The organism is Bacillus sp. 17RED48, assembly GCF_019837545.1.
Classification (GTDB): Bacteria; Bacillota; Bacilli; order Bacillales; family Bacillaceae_G; genus Bacillus_A; species Bacillus_A wiedmannii.
Map to the genome: position 1 here is coordinate 747979 of NZ_JADAXG010000002.1, position 20179 is coordinate 768157.

Here is a 20179-nt window from a genome sequence, read left to right on the forward strand (position 1 = left end):
ATACCAAAATCCCCCTCTTATAAGACTGATTATATCAGAGGCAAAATAAATAGGAAAACCAAATGTTTGGCTACGCCAAACCGAAATTCATCTCCCACCTGCCGCTAGACTATCGTCTTTCACGCGCCTGAGGAAGGAGACTTCTTTCGGATATATGTTAAAAACGCAATAAACAATACGTTCACACCGACGATTAAAGAGATAAATAACCAATTCACACCTGTTTCTCCATTAACTTTATACACATTTGATTCTTCGCGCTTTAGAACGAGATAAAACTTTCCTTTTTCTTCTCTTATAATTTCATCTTCTAACAATCCTTTTAACTCTTGTTTTTCACCAATCACACTTACAGGTAAAGCAACTTTTTGTGTTTCTTTCGTATTATTAATCGCTACTACTGTCACTTCATCTTTATACTTTCGTTTTAGTACACTCATTCCATCTTTATCATACAAAAGCTCAAACGTACCGCGTCGTAAAGACGGTCTCGTTTGTCTCAGTTCACCGAGTTTCGTTATGTGTTGCATAAATTTCTCATCTGATTTGAAATCCATTAATCGTCTATTATCCGGTGTATCTCCTCCATCTAATGCAATTTCAGTCCCGTAATAAAAATTCGGAATGCCTGGTGCTGTTAATAAATATGTAAGAGCTAGTTTCAAACGAGATGGCGGATAATTCATATTCTCTTTTGCAATACGGGCAAACCTTTTTGTATCTTGATTATCTAAAAATGTAACGGATTCCCCTTCTTTTTTACTCACATCATATAAAGGTTTCACCGATACATCCACTTTAGAAAAAGATTCTACTATTTTTTCGTTATATTCACTATCTTCCTCTGTCATAATACGAAAATCTTTCTTTATCGCTTGCATATCTTTTTGCACGTCATCCCAGAAAGAACGCGACATTTTTTCACTATGCATCACATAGCTTCCATCTAAATCAACTTCTTTGATCCACCATTTCATCGCGTCAATGACTTGTTGTTCGTTTTCTCCAAGCGGAAATTGAAGTACAACTTTTATTCCTTTTGCGTGCGCTTCTTGTACAAATTCTTTCACATCATTTTCTGTTCCAAAATGTTCATTTACCTTTTGAAAATTGTGCACGTCTAACCCATCGTACTTTCCACTTTCAAAAAGTGGAGAAAGCATAACAGCGGTAAAGCCCATTTCTTTTATGTAATCCAGTCTTTTTATAGTCCCTCTTATATCTCCGCCCTGATATCCTTCTAAATTACCAACTTCTAACTGCTTGTCATTTTTCGGTTCTCCATTATTAAAGCGATCAATCATAATGGAATATATAACTTCGTCTCTCCACTCTCTTTTTTCGTCTGCAAACGTATGTATTGGTACAAATAAGACGACAGCTAAACAAAAACAAATGAATAGTTTCCTAGTCCGTATTTTTCCCACACGCATCCCCCATGTTTTTTAATTGTAAGAATATTATACCAATTTTCCGAACAAATCGCATATGTTGATTTCTTTCTCCTCAAAATACTTCATGTTAGATTTCCTAACATGAAGTATAAATTTTTCTGAATTTTTAGTTGATTTTTCATTTCATTTCGAATATGATATGAAACATAACAAGTTGATGTTATTATTTCTAACATTATAGGAGGAGAGAGAATGAATATGGGGGATACGGTTTTTATGTTTGTAACGACAGTAATGGTCATGTTAATGACACCAGGATTGGCACTTTTTTACGGGGGCATGGTTCGCAGTAAAAACGTACTCAGTACGACAATGCATAGCTATAGCGCAATGGCTATCGTTTCGATTCAGTGGATTGTGATCGGCTATTCTTTATCATTCGGACCAGACTGGCACGGACTTATCGGTACACTCGATTGGTTCGGTTTAAACGGCGTTACCTACGCACCAAATCCAGACTACTCATCTACTATTCCTCACAATTTATTTATGATGTTCCAACTCATGTTCGCTATTTTAACTCCCGCTTTAATTTCAGGTGCATTCGCCGAAAGAATGCGATTTTCTGCTTTCCTTATTTTCATCCTTCTATGGACAACAATCGTTTACAATCCTGTCGCTCATTGGGTATGGAGCGTTGGTGGATGGCTAAGAGAACTTGGCGCGTTAGACTTCGCTGGTGGTAACGTCGTTCATATTACATCTGGCGTGGCCGGCCTTGTATTAGCCATTTTTCTTGGAAAACGAAAAAATATAAACGGTACTTCTCCTCACCATTTACCATTCACAATGTTAGGCGCAGGCTTACTATGGTTCGGCTGGTTCGGTTTTAACGTCGGAAGTGCATTATCTTTAAACGACGTAGCTTTAACTGCATTTATTAATACAAATATAGCCGCTGCTGCCTCTGCATTAACTTGGATGCTTTCAGAATGGTTCTTCCAATCAAAACCGACTGCGATGGGAGCTGCTTGTGGTGTAGTTTCCGGTCTAGTCGCTATTACACCAGCTTGCGGGTTCGTTACACCTTTCTCCGCTCTTCTTATCGGAGCAATTGGCGGCGTATTATGCTTCGGCGCAGTCTTCTTCTTAAAAATGAAATGCGGATACGACGATACACTTGATGCATTCGGATGCCACGGTATCGGCGGAACTTGGGGCGGTATTGCAACAGGACTATTTGCAACTACTGCTGTAAACAGTGATGGCGCGAACGGATTATTTTACGGAAACGCCGCTTTACTGTTCAAACAACTGGTAGCAATCGGCGCAACATATGCATTCACGATCATCATGACGTATGCCATTATTAAAATAATTAACTTCTTCCTCCCTGTTCGGGTAGATGAACACGAAGAACATATGGGACTTGATATTTCGATGCACGGAGAGAAAGCTTACGAGTACACTGAGCGGGTGAACTAAAAAAGAGATGCAGTCTATTAGTAGTAGATTGCATCTCTTTTTATTGTACTTGTCAGCGTTAGATACCCCACCTAGTATTCCAGTGAATATATCGACGATTTTTTAAATATATCGATTTACCAATAAATTCCGACATGACGAAACTGAAGAATATTCCGGTATAACTTACGAAACACCATACTTACTTTTATTCAAACTTAATATAATAAGAAACGCAATCGCTATTACAGCTAAAAAGCGAACTGGATTAAACAGTATTCCTACCGTTGCATTAAAACGATGATAAATAAAAGGAATCACCTCAAGTACCATTAGCCCCATCGCAATTTGAAACGTCTCAGCCATCGCTTTATTTTTTATAAACGCAGCGCGCTCATCACCTTGTTTCCCAATCGCTATAAACATTTTTATAATAGCAAACACTACAAATAAAAAGACGACCGCTTAACAGTCGTCTTTTCCTATTTATTTCGGAGCATTTCCCACATATTGCGTAATATCAACATTTAAAGATTGTGCTAAACGCATTCCGTAATCGTGATCTGCACGGAAGAAGTTACAAATAGCTAGTAATTTCGTGCGCTCATTTACGTCTTTTAAGTCATTTGTTAAGTTTGCAATTAAATTGTCTTGCTCTTCTTTAGAGAATGAACGATAACGCTCACCTGCTTGTTTGAAATCATTTGGTTTGTCAATTTTTTCACGAGATACATAACCTTCTACTTTCATAGTTGAATCGCGGTAAGTCGGGTCTTCAACTGGATTTTCAGTATGACGGCTCGGTTCGTAGTTAATTGTAGATGGATTTTGATTTATTTGCATCGCACCATCACGTTGTTGGTTATGAACAGCTGCGTACGGGCAGTTTACAGGAATTTGTAAGTAGTTCGCACCAAGACGGTAACGCTGTGTATCTGGATAAGAGAATAAACGACCTTGTAATAATTTATCTTCAGATGGTTCAATACCATTTACAGTTGCACTTGGAGAAAATGCCACTTGTTCTACTTCTGCGAAGAAGTTTTTCGGGTTACGATTTAACGTCATCGTCCCTACTTCCATTAACGGGAAGCGATCTTCTGGCCATACTTTCGTCGGATCTAATGGATCGAAATCTAAAGAATCCGTTTCCTCTAGTTGCATCACTTGTACGTGTAAATCCCACTTCGGATAGTTTCCTTTTTCGATTGCATCGAACAAGTCACGAGTTGCATGGTTGAAGTCTTTTCCTTGTACTTCTTGCACTTCTTTTGCACTTAAGTTACGTACACTTTGCTGTGGTTTCCAGTGATATTTAATATAGACGATTTTACCTTCTGCATTAATCCATTTAAATGAATGGACACCGAAACCTTCCATTTCGCGATAGCTTGCTGGTGTACCGTAATCAGAAAATACCCACGTCATCATATGTGTAGATTCCGGACTTAACGTCATGAAGTCCCAGTAACGATCTGGTGTTTGAACATTTGTATCAGGTGCTGGTTTTAAAGAATGCACCATATCAGGGAATTTAATTGCATCACGAATGAAAAAGACCGGTAGATGGTTCCCTACGATATCGTAATTTCCTTCCTCTGTATAAAATTTAACAGCGAACCCACGTGGATCACGAGCTGTTTCCGGAGAACCTTGACCATGAATAACCGTTGAGAAACGAACAAATACAGGCGTTTCAGTTCCTTCATTTTGTAAAAATGCTGCTTTCGTATATTGCTTCATGCTGTTTTTCGTTACGAATACACCGTGAGCACCTGCACCACGTGCATGCACAACACGCTCTGGAATACGTTCACGATCAAAGTGAGCCAGTTTTTCTACTAAATGATAGTCTTCTAATAATACCGGTCCACGGCGACCTGCTGTACGAGAATTTTGGTTGTCTCCAACTGGAGCACCTTGGTTTGTTGTTAAGCGATTATTTGGATTCATCTAGGGGGATCCTCCTCTTTCTTTCATAGTAATTATTATTTATTTAAAATTATTATAAACTAATTATTATTCAAAACTAAATTCTTGTCAACTATTTCCTTCATTTTTTTGGAAACAATTTCAGCTAAACAATCGATAAATACAGGTTGTGAATTTGGCATATTTGGTCTAAAATATGCCAAATTCAACTCATCAGTTACAACTTTACATTCGTAATCATTGTCATATAAAACTTCTAAATGCGCTGCGACAAAGCCAACTGGGCAATATATGAAAGATTCATATCCATGCTCTTCATATAAATCTCTCGTTAAATCTTGCACATCTGGACCAATCCATGGATCAGGCGTATTTCCGGCACTTTGCCAACCCGTTGTATAGTTTTGAATATTGGCAGCCCCCGCAATTAAATCTGCTGTATGCTGCAATTGCTTCACATAAGGGTCCCCTGCTGAAATAATTTTCTCTGGCAAACTATGTGCTGAAAAAATTACGACTGCTTTCTCTTTATCTTCAATCTTTGTAAATGTTTCTTTTATTTGATCTGCCCAATAGGAAATAAATTTCGGTTCATCGTACCATTGTTCAATTGGTTCAATAACAGGGCCACCGATTTCTTTTGAAAGACGAATAGCACGGTCATTATACGCTTTAATGCTAAATGTAGAATAATGCGGCGCTAATACGATACTAATCGCTTGCTCAATTCCATCTTCTTTCATCTCTTCTACTGCATCTTCTATAAATGGAGCGATATGTTTTAAGCCTACATAACAAGTAAATTCATACTCTGTAAACATATTATTCATTGCATCTGTTAATTTATGCGCTTGCTCTTTCGTAATTTTTGCAAGTGGTGAAATTCCGCCAATCGCTTTATAGCGCCCGATTAAGTCTTGGAGCGCTTCTTCTGAAGGTTTACGCCCGTGGCGAATATGTGTGTAGTATGCTTCTACATCATCTAATGATTCTGGCGTTCCATACGCCATTACGAGTAAACCTATTTTTTTCTTTGTCATCTATATAACACCTCAATTTTATAAATGAGAATCTTTTTCAAGAACATTTGTTTCCAATTATAACAACTAATAATAAGTACGTCAAAATAATTATTCTAAATAAGTATTCTTTCTAATATGATTTTGAATTTCATTTGACAATTTATTTAATAGAAAAGCGACTTACTTTTATGTAAGTCGCTTTTCTTCTATTCTTTAATATTTACCCCATACTCTTTAAACCAAACATGCATTTGCGCTAAATGAGCTAAAAGCTGCGGACCAGTCATTAATTGACCGAACACCATATAACTACAACAAAAGAGCACAGCGTGTATATAAAGTGCTACCAACACTCTATATACCGTCCGCCTACTCTAGATAGGCAAACACTTGCTGTACTCTTACGGACTATTTTACAGTACGTAAGAGCTCCTTAGCAACAGTTTGCTTACACTTGGCATTCTGTTGCTTTTTTGTTTATACAAAGGGGCTAATTAATGATGAAAAAGAAACGTATCGATGTTATCGCAACTAAAGAATCCTTCCACAATCTTTCTACATTTAAAGAAGTAGAAGAACTTAATAAAACTGTACGTGCATATAGAGACACTATCCGTATGTCTATTAAACGTACTGACGTACAATCAAAACTTATTACATTACTTGAAATTTTAAAGCGTCACAGCTGTAAATATGTAGGCGTTAGTTTCCTATGCAAAAATAGAATAGCTGAAAAAATGGAGGTTTCATATAAAACTGTACAACGTTTAATGAAGAAACTTGTGGATCTAGAGATGGTTAAACAAGTGGCAATGAAACGTACAAAAGATATGCTGCAAACTTCTAATGCTATTATTATTCAACCAATTGTGGAAGAAGTGTCCAACAAGGTAGATACAAAAAGTCCTACAAAGTGTCCTACCATTAAAACAACCCCTGTTTCCTTAAAACAAAATATAAAAGATAAAAACAAACGTAATAGTAATGAGAATAGCAATACTCCAGAAAAGAATATTGAACAAGCTGATTTTGTTGCTCACTGGGTACCAGAACGTTTTATTTCTCTAGTTAGCTCTTTTTACAGTGAATCAAAAACAATTCAAGAACTGTGGAAGGTCGTAAGACAGTGTAATAAAGTTACAAACTTCTCTACAGGTGATAAAGCATTTGATAAAGACCAGGAGCTTACCATCGGCTTAAATGCGATTAAAGAGTTCGTTATGAAAATTAAAGTTGGTACAAAAATGAACAAGGGTAAATTTGCTTATTTCAACGGGATTGTAAATAACTTAATGGACAAGTTCTACTTTGATAAAGAGTTTATGGGGATATAATACCTCCTAAAAACACGAACAAATGTTTGATTTTTTTCTCAACAACTTGGTATTATATGGTTAGATATTCCATACATAAAGTGAGGTATACACCATGCAACCATTAACAAGTAGACAAGCTGAAATATTAACTTTTATCCAAGAAAAGGTCATAGAAAACGGATTCCCTCCCACTGTTAGGGAAATTTGCAAAGCTACTGGACTTGCTTCTAGTTCCACAGTACATGGGCATTTAATGCACTTAGAAGAGAAAGGTTATATTCAGCGAGATCCATCTAAACCTCGTACAATTAAAATCTTACAAGGAGGATTTAAACATGATTATCAATCCAATAGCATTTGAAAAGGACAAATTGATTAGAGAAATAATTTTGGCTCAAAAACAAAGTGGGCATCTGTTATACCACCACAATAATCACATAGAAATTGCACATCTTATTTATGAACATCACGGCTATAAACAATTTTTACTAGACAATCCTAGTGCGGTAAAAATTTCTTTAGAAGAATTAAAAGGGAAACATAAACAAGTAATTAACCTCCTCGAGCGCACAAAAAATCTCTAAATGCACATTCCAAATTTACAAAATGTAATATTTACAGTTATTACGTAAAATTGGTATGATTTACTTATTACTTCAAGGAGGTTATTTCATGAGTTATGATACTGTAGCATCGCTACAACGTATGCAACAATTAGAACAAGCTCAAGCTACAGCTGGGAAACGATTAGTTTTAAAGCCAATATATTCATCTGTAGATGTTGCATTAATAATTGTTGCGGTTATTTTATTCATTCCAACCTTCACTTTTTCTTTAGTGGCATTTTTAGTTTACTATTATACAAAATTCTTTTTCATGAAGACACGATTAGTAAAGAATGTAGCTACAGGTGAGAAGTTTTATGTGGATAAAGAAGAGTTTAAACAATATAAGAAGGATTTTAAAAAGAAAGAAAAACAAGTTAGAAGAATATCGGACTTATAAAAATACTGATTGCAATATTCATTTGTTAAATAGAAATATAATTAAGGGAGAATTATAATGACAAATTCTTTTGATAAAAAATCTTTAGATGAGAAAAGACAATGGTATGAGGAAGAAGTACAGGATTCTCAACCCTATAAACAATCATCTGCATATACAAAGACCTTAATAGACGATTTCAGTAAAGGACTCTATGTAATCTCATTAGCTACTAGCCGAGATTATACATTATATAAAGAATCGGCTTTAATATTCGGCTGTGCTGATTTAGTGGGTTCAGTAATATCTATAGATATGGTATCTAGAGAAATATTGCTTAATGCTTCTAAGAGAGAATTAAGATATATGTTAGAAGCGGTAATAAAATATGCAGCTGTCGATCAGATATGCCATGGAAAAACATTAGAAGAAAAATTGGATTACTTATATAAAGAAATTCCTCGTTCTTCTATTAGTCCTATTAATGAACTTAAAGGTTTAACGGACCTTATGATTGCAGATACAAATGATCTTTACTCCTTACTATCACAATTTATACATCCGTCCATGAAGCAAATTAAGGAATATAAACTACAGTATGAGAATGGAAAAATTGGATTTGAAACACATAAAGAAATAGATTCCTTTAACCGTTTATTATTTAGGACTTTTGATATTATTTTATATTTATTATTAAAAAACATGGGGTATTATGTAACTAAAGATGTTTTTTACGTTCTGAAAGATGATCCAAAATGGAAATTTTTCAATGGGAAACATGTTAAAACATTACCTAATAAATATAGATCAGAAATCCAAACTAAATAAAAAGAGCCGACTCAATTAAGAGCCGGTCCTTTTTATTTATCTTCATACCACCATTCTTTACAATCCAGCCATTCTTTCATAGCTTTTAATTGCGCATCTGATGTTGGTTTAGAAACAAAATATGTTAATCCATCGGATTGTAAGATAAAATCCGCTGTCATTTTAACAGACGTTAATGCTGCCATAACCTCTGGCGTTTCATATGGTGAAAAAGCTCCTGATTGGATAATATTTTGTTTAGATGCTTGTACTTCGTGGACATTGTTAATATACCACCCTAACGTTTTATCTCCTTCTAACAAATTAATATCCACTTTCCCAATACCATCAATATGACCATTATCAGTATATTGCCAGATATCACAAGGATAAGATGGTTTCTTTTGTGGATTGCCATCATTTGTACCGTATCTTGGCAACCATACAAAATCAGCTTGTACACTCTGTAAATTGTATTCACCGTACATATGATGAGCTACATAAAACCCTACTTTCCACCCTGCAGCTTTACATGTATTAATAAACGCTTGCGATGCTTTAGCTAAATCATTAAGATTCCCTTTGCTTTTCATCGACTTTACTGTATCGTCTTCCACATCTAAAACTAAGAATTTAGCATTAGGATTTACCCTTGCTAGAAAGTCTTTTGCTTCCACAATTGCATCAGCTACTGATACAAAGCACCCATAGGCATATGCAGCATGTGGAATACCGTATGATTCCAGTTTAGTTACATGCTCATTATATAAATGATCTACTAGATTTGAACCGTATTGTACACGACAAATAGCCAATTCAATTTGTGGTGCTGCAACAGGCCAATTTATTTTATCGTTCCATTTTGAAATATCAACGATATGTCTCATTATTTATATTCCCCTTCGTTTTGATTATCAACAAACCATTTACCAGCTGATGGATTTGAAATAACCCCCGCAGCAGCTAAAATGAATAGAATTACATCTACATATTCCTGATATCGTCCTAGATTAAAATGAGGGATAGTATCCATTAATACCATCCCTAACAAAGCAAATAGAGCGACCCATAAACCTCTATTTTTAAGTTTTTCTTTCATCATTCTCCCTACTTTCCTGCAAATTTAAAAAGCAATGCGATTGCTCCAGCAATAAGTGAACCGATTACTGTTGTTCCCATCCAAAAAACTAATTTATCTAAACGATCTACACGCAAATGTGCACTTTTTGCTGACTGTTGTGCTTCAATTGCTAACTCCCTGACATTACCAAGCCCATCAATTTTTGTTTCTACCCTTGTTAATCCGATGATTACTTTTGTAAAATCATCGTGGTTTTCATGTTCTGGCAATTTTCCCATCTCCTTTTTGGCAATAAAAAAAGACCAGCTTATGACTGCTCTGTTGGTTCTTCCACAATAGGTTCTTCTTTCACAGGAACGATTTGTTTTACATCAATTCTAGAAAAAATATAATCACCAATTACAACCGTAATAGTATTACTATTGTTCAATTGTTCATTTATAAAAATTGGGTCATAATCATTTGTCGTAATCTCAATTACCTTACCACCGTTCGTATGAACTTCTACCTTTTTAGTACCTTCCACATTGAAAATACTTAATGGAAGAATACGTTTCACATCGATACGCTGAATAATAAAATCACCAATCAATACCGTGATTAAATCATTACTATTTAACTGATCATTGAGCACTTGTGCATCATATACTTCAGTTTGTACTTGGTGCTTTAGTCCACCTTGTGTATGGATTTCAATTGTTTTCATTAGAATGTACCTCCTATACGTGATTGAATGAATAAACGTGAAATAATATTGGCATTAACTCTTCCTAATTTATCAGGCGTAATAGTTATCTCATGCCACTTGTTACGCTCAATCTTCCCTCCACCATCTTTAGATAGATAAGGGATAAGATTAATATTCTGTGCTGATGTAGAGTCCACAGGGACTATATTTCCATCTACCTTTACTGTTACTCTACTTGGTTTCTCTGATAGCTTGTATATCCCATGCTGAATATCATGAGTATGGTCAGGCAAGCTGATAGTATGCGTATGATTTGGGATATTAATTTCATGCGTATGATTCGGAATATTAATTTGATGTGTATGATTCGGAATTTGCACACTATGTGTATGCGCCGGTATACTAACACTGTGAGAATGTGCTGGTATATTAACCTGATGTTTATGTGATGGAACATTAACAGTATGTGAATGTGAAAAAGCATCACCAGGAATAACAACCTCATGTAAATGGTATCCCCAATTCTCTGAACCTACACTGTTTTGTGGAACACCAGACATTAAATGCATCTCTGCAAATGATTTTTGTGTTGTACTTGGGACTGCACCTCCACCTGCTTCACTAGTAAATGAACCACCTCCACCTGAAGTAGAAGTTTGAGTAGATCCTCCACCAGAACTGGAAGTTTGAGTAGATCCTCCACCACTAGAAGTCGAGTTTACAACACCGCCACCAGAACTAGTTGAATTCACAACAGCTCCACCTGCAGATGTAGATTCTACAATTGCTCCTCCACCTTTTGTAGCCCTACTATACGCTCTAAATTCTTCAATCTCATATGTTAGTATCAGCGAGTTTATATTCACCAGATCTTCTGGTAAAAAAAACTTAATTACAGCTGGGTTCTCAGGGTCACAATTATCGTTATAGTCGTGTGAATCAATGTTAGTTGCACCTTGTGAATACGTTTCGTTAATCTTTTGCCTACGTTCTAGGTCAGCTTGTGTCGTACCTAAATCTTCAATTGGGTCTCCAATTTCCAAGCTCATATTTAACGGATTACCAGTAACATCCGATTTACCTTTTTTCATTAAACGTACATCTACTTCAATGCCTAATTCCTCATCAGTAATCCTTACTAACTTGCCATATTCGTATTTTTCAAACTTGTATGGATCTATTAGTTCATAATCGATAGCATTAACAGAATATGTGAGTTTCGGTCTGCTTCTTTTGTTTAATAAAGCTTGTCCAGAACTAAATAAAGTGTCTACATTCTCAAAACGTTTATCTACCCATATATATTTTTGAATTCCATACTTATCAATAATATGTTTTGGCGCTTCAATATAAGGTTTCTTTGTGGGATTCACTTTTGAAATATCTAGCTGGTTAACTCCTTCACCATATCCCATAGGATAAATACGAGTAATAATATCGGTTGGATCTTCTGTTTTTGTAATCCCTTTTAAATTTTTCTTGAATCTAAGTTCACCGGTAATTTCATTACTTGCTTTCTCTAAATTCAATGTCCACGGATAATTTTCTACTGAATCATCCCAAGTCCATGCATGAGGTTCATCGAATGGTTTGGGGACACTAAATAAAGGACCTAATATTGTATTTTCATGTTCCCAACTATAATGAAAATATCTTGTGAAATCACATTTACCTAATCGCCAATGTTTAGTCTCTTGTTGACTCAAAAGATATTCAATTACATCTTTTGTTGTATAGTTCGATAATTGATGGTAACGAAAAAGCACGTCACTTAGCAAAGTAGCTAGAACGTGCTCACATTTATACGTTACTGTTTTTGTATTCTCGTTTTTCACAGTTTCTTTTGGAAGGATACGAAACATCCCAATACGTTTGCCATTATCAAATAGTTCAAGGAAATCAAATGCTGTTATTTCTTTGTCCTTCAAATCATTTAAAGGTAATGAAAAAGCAGCCGTCCATATTGAGTTGAACTGCTGCTCGTAACTTATTTTAAAAGCATTTTCTAAATACGCTTTTAACTGTAATTGTTTGTTGTAGAGTTTTAACAATGTATCACCTCAATTCAAAATAAAAAGAGAGACGATTGTCTCTCTCGATTTATAAATATATTCAAACCATATTTTGTTAAGAAATATACTAGTCTTAGCTAACTTTGCTGTTATTAATATATTCCGTTTTATTTTTAAAGTTAATTTGACTTAACTTACGTCCTATTTTAACTGATGGCTTTTCAACTAAATAATAAGCAATACTAGACACTATTATTGAAATAACAATAGCCAATACTAATGAAATCCACAAAGGGAAATGTTCATTAGACACATATATAACAGCTATTAAAATTGGCATGTGGTACAGATACAAGCTATAAGATATTTCACCTATATAATTTATTGATCTCTTTGACAATATTTTCTTAAATAAATTTGACGACATTGCTAAAATGACAAAAATCGCTGCCCCTATTACGGTCATCCACTCATTTATTATATTTTTATGGATGATTTTCATACTTGGCAATAAAAAGCTATATGTGTAGAAAAGAGTACCTATCATAAAGACTGTAATTTTACTAAAAGTAGTTATTTTATTATATAAACCAATCAATTCATATCTATGCTTCGCTAATAATGCGCCTACTATAAAAATCGTTAAATAATGTAACGTATATAAATAGTGGTTTTTAGCAACGCCTAATTTACTAACCAGCAGTAGACTGATAAAGCTAATTATTAAACTTAAAATAGTACTTTTCTTCCAATCTAATTTCATAACTACAATCATTAAAAGAGGGAATAAAAGAGAAATTCTCATCTCATGGGCCAATGACCATATAACAGAATTGTATGCGTATGTATTATAATCACCAATAAAAAATACATGAGATATAATTAGTTTTATATTCGTAGGGTGATCCCATAATTTATTAAACCAATCACTAACTCCATTTATGTCCGTTTCTGTTTGAAAAATACTAAACATTGATATCGCAAAAATAATAGATATTACATATGGTATATATATTCTACACGTTCTACGAATAATATATTTCCCGTATGACAACTGTTTTTTATTATAAAATGGCAAAGACAAAACAAAACCACTTAGCAAGAAAAAGAGTATTACTGATTCATGCCCAGACCAAAATAAGTGTAAAGGCGAGTCTCTCAGTATGATTGATAATGCGGTTTGTTCTGGCAAACCACCTTTGTAACCACCATATATTGGTATCACTAACATACAATGACTAAAGACAACAAATAAAGCTGCCAACCCACGCATAGAATCTAGTTCTTTATATCTCAAATAAATCTCTCCATCCCTTATACTGTAATCACTTACAAATTTAATAATATAAGAAAATAAGTATATATTACAATATAAAATGCAAGATTTTTATTCGACTAAAATCATACCGGATTCCCCATAGCGTCTACCCATCCATTACCATCTTTATTTACCCAAATTGGCTTATTCAAATTGGTATCAAAAAACTGCAATCCTGGCTCTAAGTTACTTGTTAAGCGGGTCGAACCTCTACGAATTGGATGTAATGTAAACCAGTTATTGAACTCTTTATCATAGATTTTCAGTTTCTTTTCACTTCCGAAATATCTAAAGCATCCACTTGCAGCATTAGAGGGAACACTTACGCCATCAGCAAATTGAATGCCTACAGCGCGTAAATATGCAAGTTGATCTCCATTTCCGTTTCTTACGTCTACTGTATTCGACATATCGCTAATACCAAAGCTAGCCTCGGCTACACCTGTATTAACTAAACGAAATGTAGGATTTGTCCCTTCATATCTAATTTCCTTTGCATTTTTTATAGTAAATGTTCCACCAAGAGCATCAATCGCAATTGCATATAAGGCTCTAAGAATTAAATCTGCGTAAAGTGTATCACTTCCGTTTCGCAATGACCACCGTTCTGATTTAGAATCCGGCTTCATAATAACTGAGTTCACGTTAGGTTCAATCAATTTAAGGATATTCTCAGCTAACATAGAACCTTTATCGCCAAGATTAATATTTTTACCAGATTTAACTTTAAGATTATTCCTTGCTATAAAATCAAGGTTTATATCTTCGGTGGATGGTTGAATACCAGATAAGGAATTAAGACTTTCTCCTACGGATAATCCTAGATGCCAATAAAGGTTTTTATCCATTCCGGCATAAAACACATAATATAAGCCATCGACTTTCACAAAAGTAGAACGGTAGATTTGCCCATTATCAAAAGCACCTGCATTAAGTGAAGGTGTTAAACAAATATCAAAATCTCCCCATGTATTTCCGTCTGGCGAAAGAGAACACATCAATATTTTATTATTAAGAGCTATTTCCCCTTGTTTATATACATTTAAAAGCATTTCGTAGCCTTTATCCGTTTTTACAACATCTATGTGCCAAGCTCTATATATTCCAGGTAATGTGTAGTTTACTTTGACAGGTTGTGTCCAATTAAATCCATTTGATGACTCCATATACATTACATTTGCAGCTTCATTAACGAACCACATTTTATAGCTATTAATTTCAATACTAATGGCTGGACTTAAGCATTGTTTCCCTGAAGGAACTGCATACATGGTTTCTTGAGGTGCCCATGTTTTCCCATCATTTGAAGTTCTTCTATAAATATATTCTGATCCGTCCCCTGCATTATAACGATACCAACATTCCAAGATGTTATTACTATTTAACTCTAAATGTGTATCGCTATAGTGTGCTTTTTTTGCCAGTTCTTCTGCTGTTGGTTCAGCTAACGGATTAACAAGACCCGCTGGAGTTGTCCAATTGATCATATCGTTCGACACCGAAATACAAGGATTTTCAAACTTATCATTGGATCTTGGATAAGGTGTATGGGCCATCCAAAACTTCCAACCGTTCCATCCTCCAGGGAAATATTTAACCTTCGGATGTGTCGTTTGATTAGATCCTTCATACGTCGGGACATATATAGGGAACGAAGCATTAGCTTTATTTATCAAACTATAATTAGTTTTAGATTCAAGTTCTGTAAAATCATCATCTAATCTAGCTTTTAATGAAGTTTTTTTATTACCTTTTGTGTCAACACTTGCTTGATCCGCAGCCGGTGATGAATCTCCACTTACGACAAGTATATCTAACTGCTTTTGTACATTATCAACCCTCGTTTCAGCTGTAGTAGCTTTATTAACAGCATTATTTGCTACACTTATAGTATTACTTGCTATATTAATAGCATTACTTGACTTGGATTCCGCATTAAATGATCTCTTTAATGCTTCATTTGCATTCTTAATACCTTGATTAAGTTTTTGGGTTCCCTCAGGTAATTCGTCTGTTAATAAAATCAAAGGTGCATCTGCCATCTCTCTCACCGCCTATCAATATTTACCTTGAAATTTAAATGTTATTTTCAAATTCAAATTACCCCCATCAATTTTCACCATATTTTCACCCGGGGAAAGTTCAAGATTCTCCAGGTTGCCTTTCACATTAAATAAATAGTTCTTTCCATTTTTTATAACCGTGTAATGTTTTGCATCAATTAATAAGTTTTCATTGTTTAAGTCTCCAAAAGAAAAACTCTTACCATTTAGAGTAAGAGTTAAACCTTTAACAGTTCCTGAAATTTCCACAACAGGTCGAACAACTAATAAACCTATATTATTAACAATTAAATTCTGCGGAGCATCTATATCATACTTTGATTGTCCCGATCTATAAGAAAAAGGGATTTTTGTTGTAAATGGAATAGGTGTACCCCATGTTATTTTATCTGTACTTTTTACAATAGAATAAGCACGTGGATCATATGCAACCAAGGGTAGTACAAGCGTCCCGTCTTCTGGCAATCGTTCCGGCAACATTTGTTGAGATAGTTCCACAAAATAATACTTACTTGGGTCATAATCTCTAATCATTTTAATTTCCCGTGGATTACCATACTTATCAAAGAAAAAGGAAGCAAAACGTTCAAATTTCATTTGCATTTCAGTATGAAATCTTTCCATAATCTTCAATGGATAAGAAAATTCTTTTTCCTTTATTTCAGTCCCATAAGTAATAACACCTTCTCTTCCAGGAATACTATACGTTTTCCGTGAAAAAGAAGGTGTCAATGGGTCGTCATAACCTGGTTCACAAATGAAACCAAAATCTTCAAATCTATATTTATCATCTAGTGTAATCATAAAATCACTCCTTGACCACGAGCGCTAATTCTATTGTTCTGATTTAGCTGCTTACTCATACCAGGAGCAAGTCTTGTATTTAATTCTTCAGAGTCCACATAAACATGAACTACAATATCACCATTTGTTTGTGGCATGGTATCAGCGATACCTTTACCAATTGCACCAAGTGTTTTCTCATTTAAAGGTAAAACTCCCTCTGGCCCAGCTTCACCTGCACCTTGGAAATTCCCACCGTTCATTCCAAAAATAGTAGGACGAGTGAAAATACCACCTTTAGCACGCCATTCCACACCAATACCGGATGGGTAAGTAATATCCTTACCTGCTATGTTTTTGGTGCTTGTTTCTAAATTGAAATGTGGCATTTTAGGCATTTCTGGTTTAGGGATTTTTAACTTCAAATTATCAAAGAATCCTTTGATTTTATCGATGAATCCCTTCACCCCATCAACAGCCTCTTTTATTGGATCCATAATGAATCGTTTGGCTGCTTCAAACTTTTCTTGTGCCGCATTCTTTACAGAATCGAATTTTTCTTTAGCTGAATTATATAAATCAGTAAATGTTTGTTTAGTTGAGTTATAAGCTTCAGTTACTGGATCAATCACGTATTTCTTCACCAAATTCCAAGCTGTGAGCGTATAGGATTTTATAGTTTCCCAGTTTTCTAATATCCAATTTTTTAAGTCACCAAATTTCTCTTTTGCTGTGTTATAAGCTTCTTGCACCGGTTGTACAATATATTGCTTACACAAAGCCCAAGCAATTTGCGTTGCTAACTTCACCATTTCCCATTTTTCACTTAGCCAAGTAACAAGTTCACCAATTTGGGTACTCATCCAGTCATACATTTCTTTCATAGGGTCAACAATATATTTAGATATCAGAGCCCAAGCAATCTGCGCACCTGCCTGTATTAACAACCACCCTGCTTCTAAAACGACAGAAACCGCCGAAATAATTGGATCTAAAACCGTAAGTATTGTATTCCAAGTTTCCTGCCATGCTTGCGTCAATGACCCCCACAATTCAGATGCTGTTTCTACTAAGGAAGACCACCAAGAAGATGCTGTTTCTACAATTCCGGACCATAAATCACTAAAAAACTGACCTATTGGGTCAAAAAATTCATGCATCATTTCAATGAATGACGACCAGGCATCGGAAAAGTACTCAACTGTGGAAGACCATCCATCACTACAAGCCTGAACTATACCAGACCACAATTCACCAAACCAATCTTTAAACTCGGACCACTTTTCAGAAAGCCAGTCGGTTATGGCTCCCCAATTTTTTATTACTGCTATAACGCCCGCAATTACAGCAGCTATCCCAGCAATAATAAGCATAACGGTTCCAATCGTGGTACCTAGTGCTAAACAAGATATAACTACAGCTGCAATAATAGGAGCTAAAAGACCAACTACAGCAGTTAATCCTAGAAAAATAAAAGTAAAATTTTGAATTGGTTCTGGCAATTTAGTAAACCCATCAACTAAGGTTTTAATCCCCTCTACTACCGGAGGTAAAATATCTTTAGCTAGTTCAGCAAGCTTTGCTCCAAGCGGTTCAATAGCTGCTTGCGTTTCCCTTAATGCCTTTTGGAATTGTTGACCCAACGATTCTTCTTGAAGCTTTTTCATTTCTTCCATACGGCCGTTTACATCACCAAGACCACCATGAACATTATTTAAACTCAATACTGCTTCTGCACCCATGTCTTCCCATTTCACGCCAAATAGAGCAACACCAATTTGGTTTGCCTTTACTTTGTCATCCATCTTTTGAAGGTCACCTAATACAGCGTTAAATACATCCGCTGCGGTTCCTTTTCCTTCGTTGAATGATTCCCATACTTTTTGTGTCTCTTCAGATAAATCGCCGAATCCTTCTGATACACCTTTAGATCCATCTTGTACACGAATACCAAACTCTTTTACAAGGTCATTAATGTAATCCAAATTGTATGATCCGCTTTTAGTTCCATTCGCAAGAATGGTGAACATCTCTTCAGCTGAGAACCCTGCTTGTTTGAAGAGGGGAACATATTCTGAAAGGTTGTCAAACAATTCATCTGAGTAATTAAGCCCTTCTTGGGCAGCTGCTGCTAATAGATCAAATGTTTTCTCAGTAGATAATCCAAATTGGCTCATTACTTGTCCTGCACCACGAGTGGCTTCGTTTAAGTCCACGTCATAGACTTTAGCAAGTGTTAGAACATTTTCAGATGCACCTTGTAATTCTTCATGCGGAACATCTCGCATATTTTGAAAAACTTTTATAAGAGCCTGATCAACTTCTTCAAGGCTTTCACCAAATCCCTTTTTCCACACGTCTTGCGAAATCTTACCAAGATTCTCTGCACCTTTTTGAGTTAACCCTAATGAAGATTGTATTTTCCTTTGAGACCTATCGAAATCTATTGCTATACCCACAGTAGATTTACCAAGTTCAATTAACTGTTGTGACATCCCTTGTAGTATTTGAGTGGCTTCCATCATGTTGTTTAAGTCTAATTTCTTACCAAGTTGCTCCATACCGTCTGCAGCTTGATCTCCACTTCGACCGACACTCTGTAATGAATTCTCAAATTGCTTCAATGTGGTTTTCGCTTGATTTAATTTCGTTTCGAGCTGCTTTACTTCTGCGGAATTCTCACCATATACACGCTTTGCTGCACTTAATTGTTGTTCCAAGTTGTGGACGACTCTATCAGTCATTTCCATCTGCTGACGTAATTGTTTCTGTGCTAATTCCAACTTATCTGCTTCACTAGCGTTTGCGCCTAATTCAGCGTTCTGGAGCTTAAATGAGCTCGTCAGGCGCTTTTGTTCAGCTTCTAGTTGTTTAGTATTAGCTTCAAGTTTCTCCATGTCTCCACGTGCTTCTCGTGCTTCAATGGCTTGCTCCGAAAGACCTTCATTTACCCTTTTCATTGCATTATTAAGTGAAGTTTCAGCACGTTCTGCATCAAGTAATTTACCGTACATTTTATTGAGTTGTTCGGCTGTTGTATTAGTATCCTTAGACATTGCTTCAAATTCTGTACGTAACATTGATGTACGCTTTTTAGCAGCTTCCATTTGTATCTCAAGTTTCTTCTTTTCAGCTGCTAATTTATCAGTCATTGTGGCATCTTGTCCCATTGCTGCGATATGGTTCTTATATTCCTTAGCTGCATTATTCATAACCATGTTAATTTGCTTCAATGTCTGAGCATACTGAACTTGACCATCCATCTTGAAATTAAGAACAACGTTTCTTTCTTTATTCCCTGGCATATTTTCACCT

Annotated in this window: 18 protein-coding genes and 2 pseudogenes; 6 read left to right on the forward strand and 14 right to left on the reverse strand. The window is 35.4% G+C overall.

The window, feature by feature from the left end; genetic code table 11:
* Positions 1-119: 119 nt before the first annotated feature.
* Positions 120-1433, reverse strand: a complete 1314-nt coding sequence (locus ILT06_RS10585; protein WP_088047837.1) for an alpha-amylase family glycosyl hydrolase — start codon at positions 1431-1433, stop codon at positions 120-122.
* Positions 1434-1646: 213 nt separating this feature from the next.
* Here ILT06_RS10585 and ILT06_RS10590 point away from each other — a divergent pair, with 213 nt between their 5' ends.
* Entirely contained in the window at positions 1647-2879 is a 1233-nt protein-coding gene (locus ILT06_RS10590) for an ammonium transporter (RefSeq protein WP_088047839.1), read from the forward strand.
* A 165-nt stretch (positions 2880-3044) separates the two neighbouring features.
* Here ILT06_RS10590 and ILT06_RS10595 read toward each other — a convergent pair whose 3' ends face one another.
* The 4 genes and pseudogenes from ILT06_RS10595 to ILT06_RS33045 all read right to left on the reverse strand — a co-directional run.
* Positions 3045-3284: a hypothetical protein gene (locus tag ILT06_RS10595; RefSeq protein ID WP_261784489.1), complete on the reverse strand. Its 240-nt coding sequence runs from the start codon at positions 3282-3284 to the stop codon at positions 3045-3047.
* 60 nt (positions 3285-3344) lie between these two features.
* Positions 3345-4811 carry a catalase KatB gene (katB, locus tag ILT06_RS10600; RefSeq protein ID WP_064476830.1) on the reverse strand — a complete coding sequence of 489 codons (1467 nt, stop codon included), beginning with the start codon at positions 4809-4811 and terminating at the stop codon, positions 3345-3347.
* Between the two features lie 59 nt (positions 4812-4870).
* Positions 4871-5830, reverse strand: coding sequence for a ferrochelatase (hemH, locus tag ILT06_RS10605; RefSeq protein WP_088047842.1), 960 nt, complete (start codon positions 5828-5830; stop codon positions 4871-4873).
* Between the two features lie 188 nt (positions 5831-6018).
* Positions 6019-6111: pseudogene (locus tag ILT06_RS33045) on the reverse strand (aspartate--ammonia ligase); the annotation flags it as partial.
* Positions 6112-6312: 201 nt separating this feature from the next.
* On the opposite strand from ILT06_RS33045, the gene ILT06_RS10615 reads away from it, so the two are divergent.
* The 5 genes and pseudogenes from ILT06_RS10615 to ILT06_RS10635 all read left to right on the forward strand — a co-directional run bounded on the left by ILT06_RS10615 (position 6313) and on the right by ILT06_RS10635 (position 8940).
* Positions 6313-7146, forward strand: a complete 834-nt coding sequence (locus tag ILT06_RS10615; protein WP_222655042.1) for a helix-turn-helix domain-containing protein — start codon at positions 6313-6315, stop codon at positions 7144-7146.
* 94 nt (positions 7147-7240) lie between these two features.
* Positions 7241-7486: pseudogene (locus ILT06_RS10620) on the forward strand (LexA family protein); the annotation flags it as partial.
* Positions 7464-7712: a hypothetical protein gene (locus ILT06_RS10625; protein WP_222655044.1), complete on the forward strand. Its 249-nt coding sequence runs from the start codon at positions 7464-7466 to the stop codon at positions 7710-7712. The pseudogene ILT06_RS10620 and the gene ILT06_RS10625, both read left to right, overlap by 23 nt.
* Before the next feature lie 88 nt (positions 7713-7800).
* Positions 7801-8133 (forward strand): hypothetical protein, encoded by a 333-nt coding sequence (locus ILT06_RS10630; RefSeq protein WP_222655045.1) that lies wholly within the window; start codon positions 7801-7803, stop codon positions 8131-8133.
* 57 nt (positions 8134-8190) lie between these two features.
* Positions 8191-8940, forward strand: a complete 750-nt coding sequence (locus tag ILT06_RS10635; RefSeq protein WP_222655046.1) for a hypothetical protein — start codon at positions 8191-8193, stop codon at positions 8938-8940.
* A gap of 32 nt (positions 8941-8972) precedes the next feature.
* On the opposite strand, the gene ILT06_RS10640 is transcribed toward ILT06_RS10635, so the two are convergent.
* From ILT06_RS10640 to ILT06_RS10680, 9 genes are all read right to left on the reverse strand, one after another.
* Positions 8973-9806 (reverse strand): GH25 family lysozyme, encoded by an 834-nt coding sequence (locus ILT06_RS10640; RefSeq protein ID WP_222655047.1) that lies wholly within the window; start codon positions 9804-9806, stop codon positions 8973-8975.
* Positions 9806-10018, reverse strand: a complete 213-nt coding sequence (locus ILT06_RS10645; protein ID WP_222655048.1) for a hypothetical protein — start codon at positions 10016-10018, stop codon at positions 9806-9808. Before ILT06_RS10645 ends, ILT06_RS10640 begins: the two co-directional genes overlap by 1 nt.
* An 8-nt stretch (positions 10019-10026) precedes the next feature.
* On the reverse strand, positions 10027-10278 hold the full coding sequence (locus tag ILT06_RS10650; RefSeq protein WP_222655049.1) for a hemolysin XhlA family protein: 252 nt from the start codon (positions 10276-10278) through the stop codon (positions 10027-10029).
* Between the two features lie 29 nt (positions 10279-10307).
* Positions 10308-10706, reverse strand: a complete 399-nt coding sequence (locus ILT06_RS10655; protein ID WP_222655050.1) for a hypothetical protein — start codon at positions 10704-10706, stop codon at positions 10308-10310.
* Positions 10706-12739 carry a phage tail spike protein gene (locus ILT06_RS10660; protein ID WP_222655051.1) on the reverse strand — a complete coding sequence of 678 codons (2034 nt, stop codon included), beginning with the start codon at positions 12737-12739 and terminating at the stop codon, positions 10706-10708. Before ILT06_RS10660 ends, ILT06_RS10655 begins: the two co-directional genes overlap by 1 nt.
* 94 nt (positions 12740-12833) lie before the next feature.
* Positions 12834-13997, reverse strand: coding sequence for an acyltransferase family protein (locus tag ILT06_RS10665; protein ID WP_222655052.1), 1164 nt, complete (start codon positions 13995-13997; stop codon positions 12834-12836).
* A 104-nt stretch (positions 13998-14101) separates the two neighbouring features.
* Positions 14102-16060 carry a hypothetical protein gene (locus tag ILT06_RS10670; protein WP_222655053.1) on the reverse strand — a complete coding sequence of 653 codons (1959 nt, stop codon included), beginning with the start codon at positions 16058-16060 and terminating at the stop codon, positions 14102-14104.
* 15 nt (positions 16061-16075) lie between these two features.
* Positions 16076-16885, reverse strand: coding sequence for a phage tail domain-containing protein (locus tag ILT06_RS10675; protein WP_222655054.1), 810 nt, complete (start codon positions 16883-16885; stop codon positions 16076-16078).
* A complete protein-coding gene (locus ILT06_RS10680) occupies positions 16882-20169 on the reverse strand; it encodes a phage tail tape measure protein (RefSeq protein WP_222655055.1) in 3288 nt (1095 codons plus the stop codon). Before ILT06_RS10680 ends, ILT06_RS10675 begins: the two co-directional genes overlap by 4 nt.
* Positions 20170-20179 lie beyond the last annotated feature (10 nt).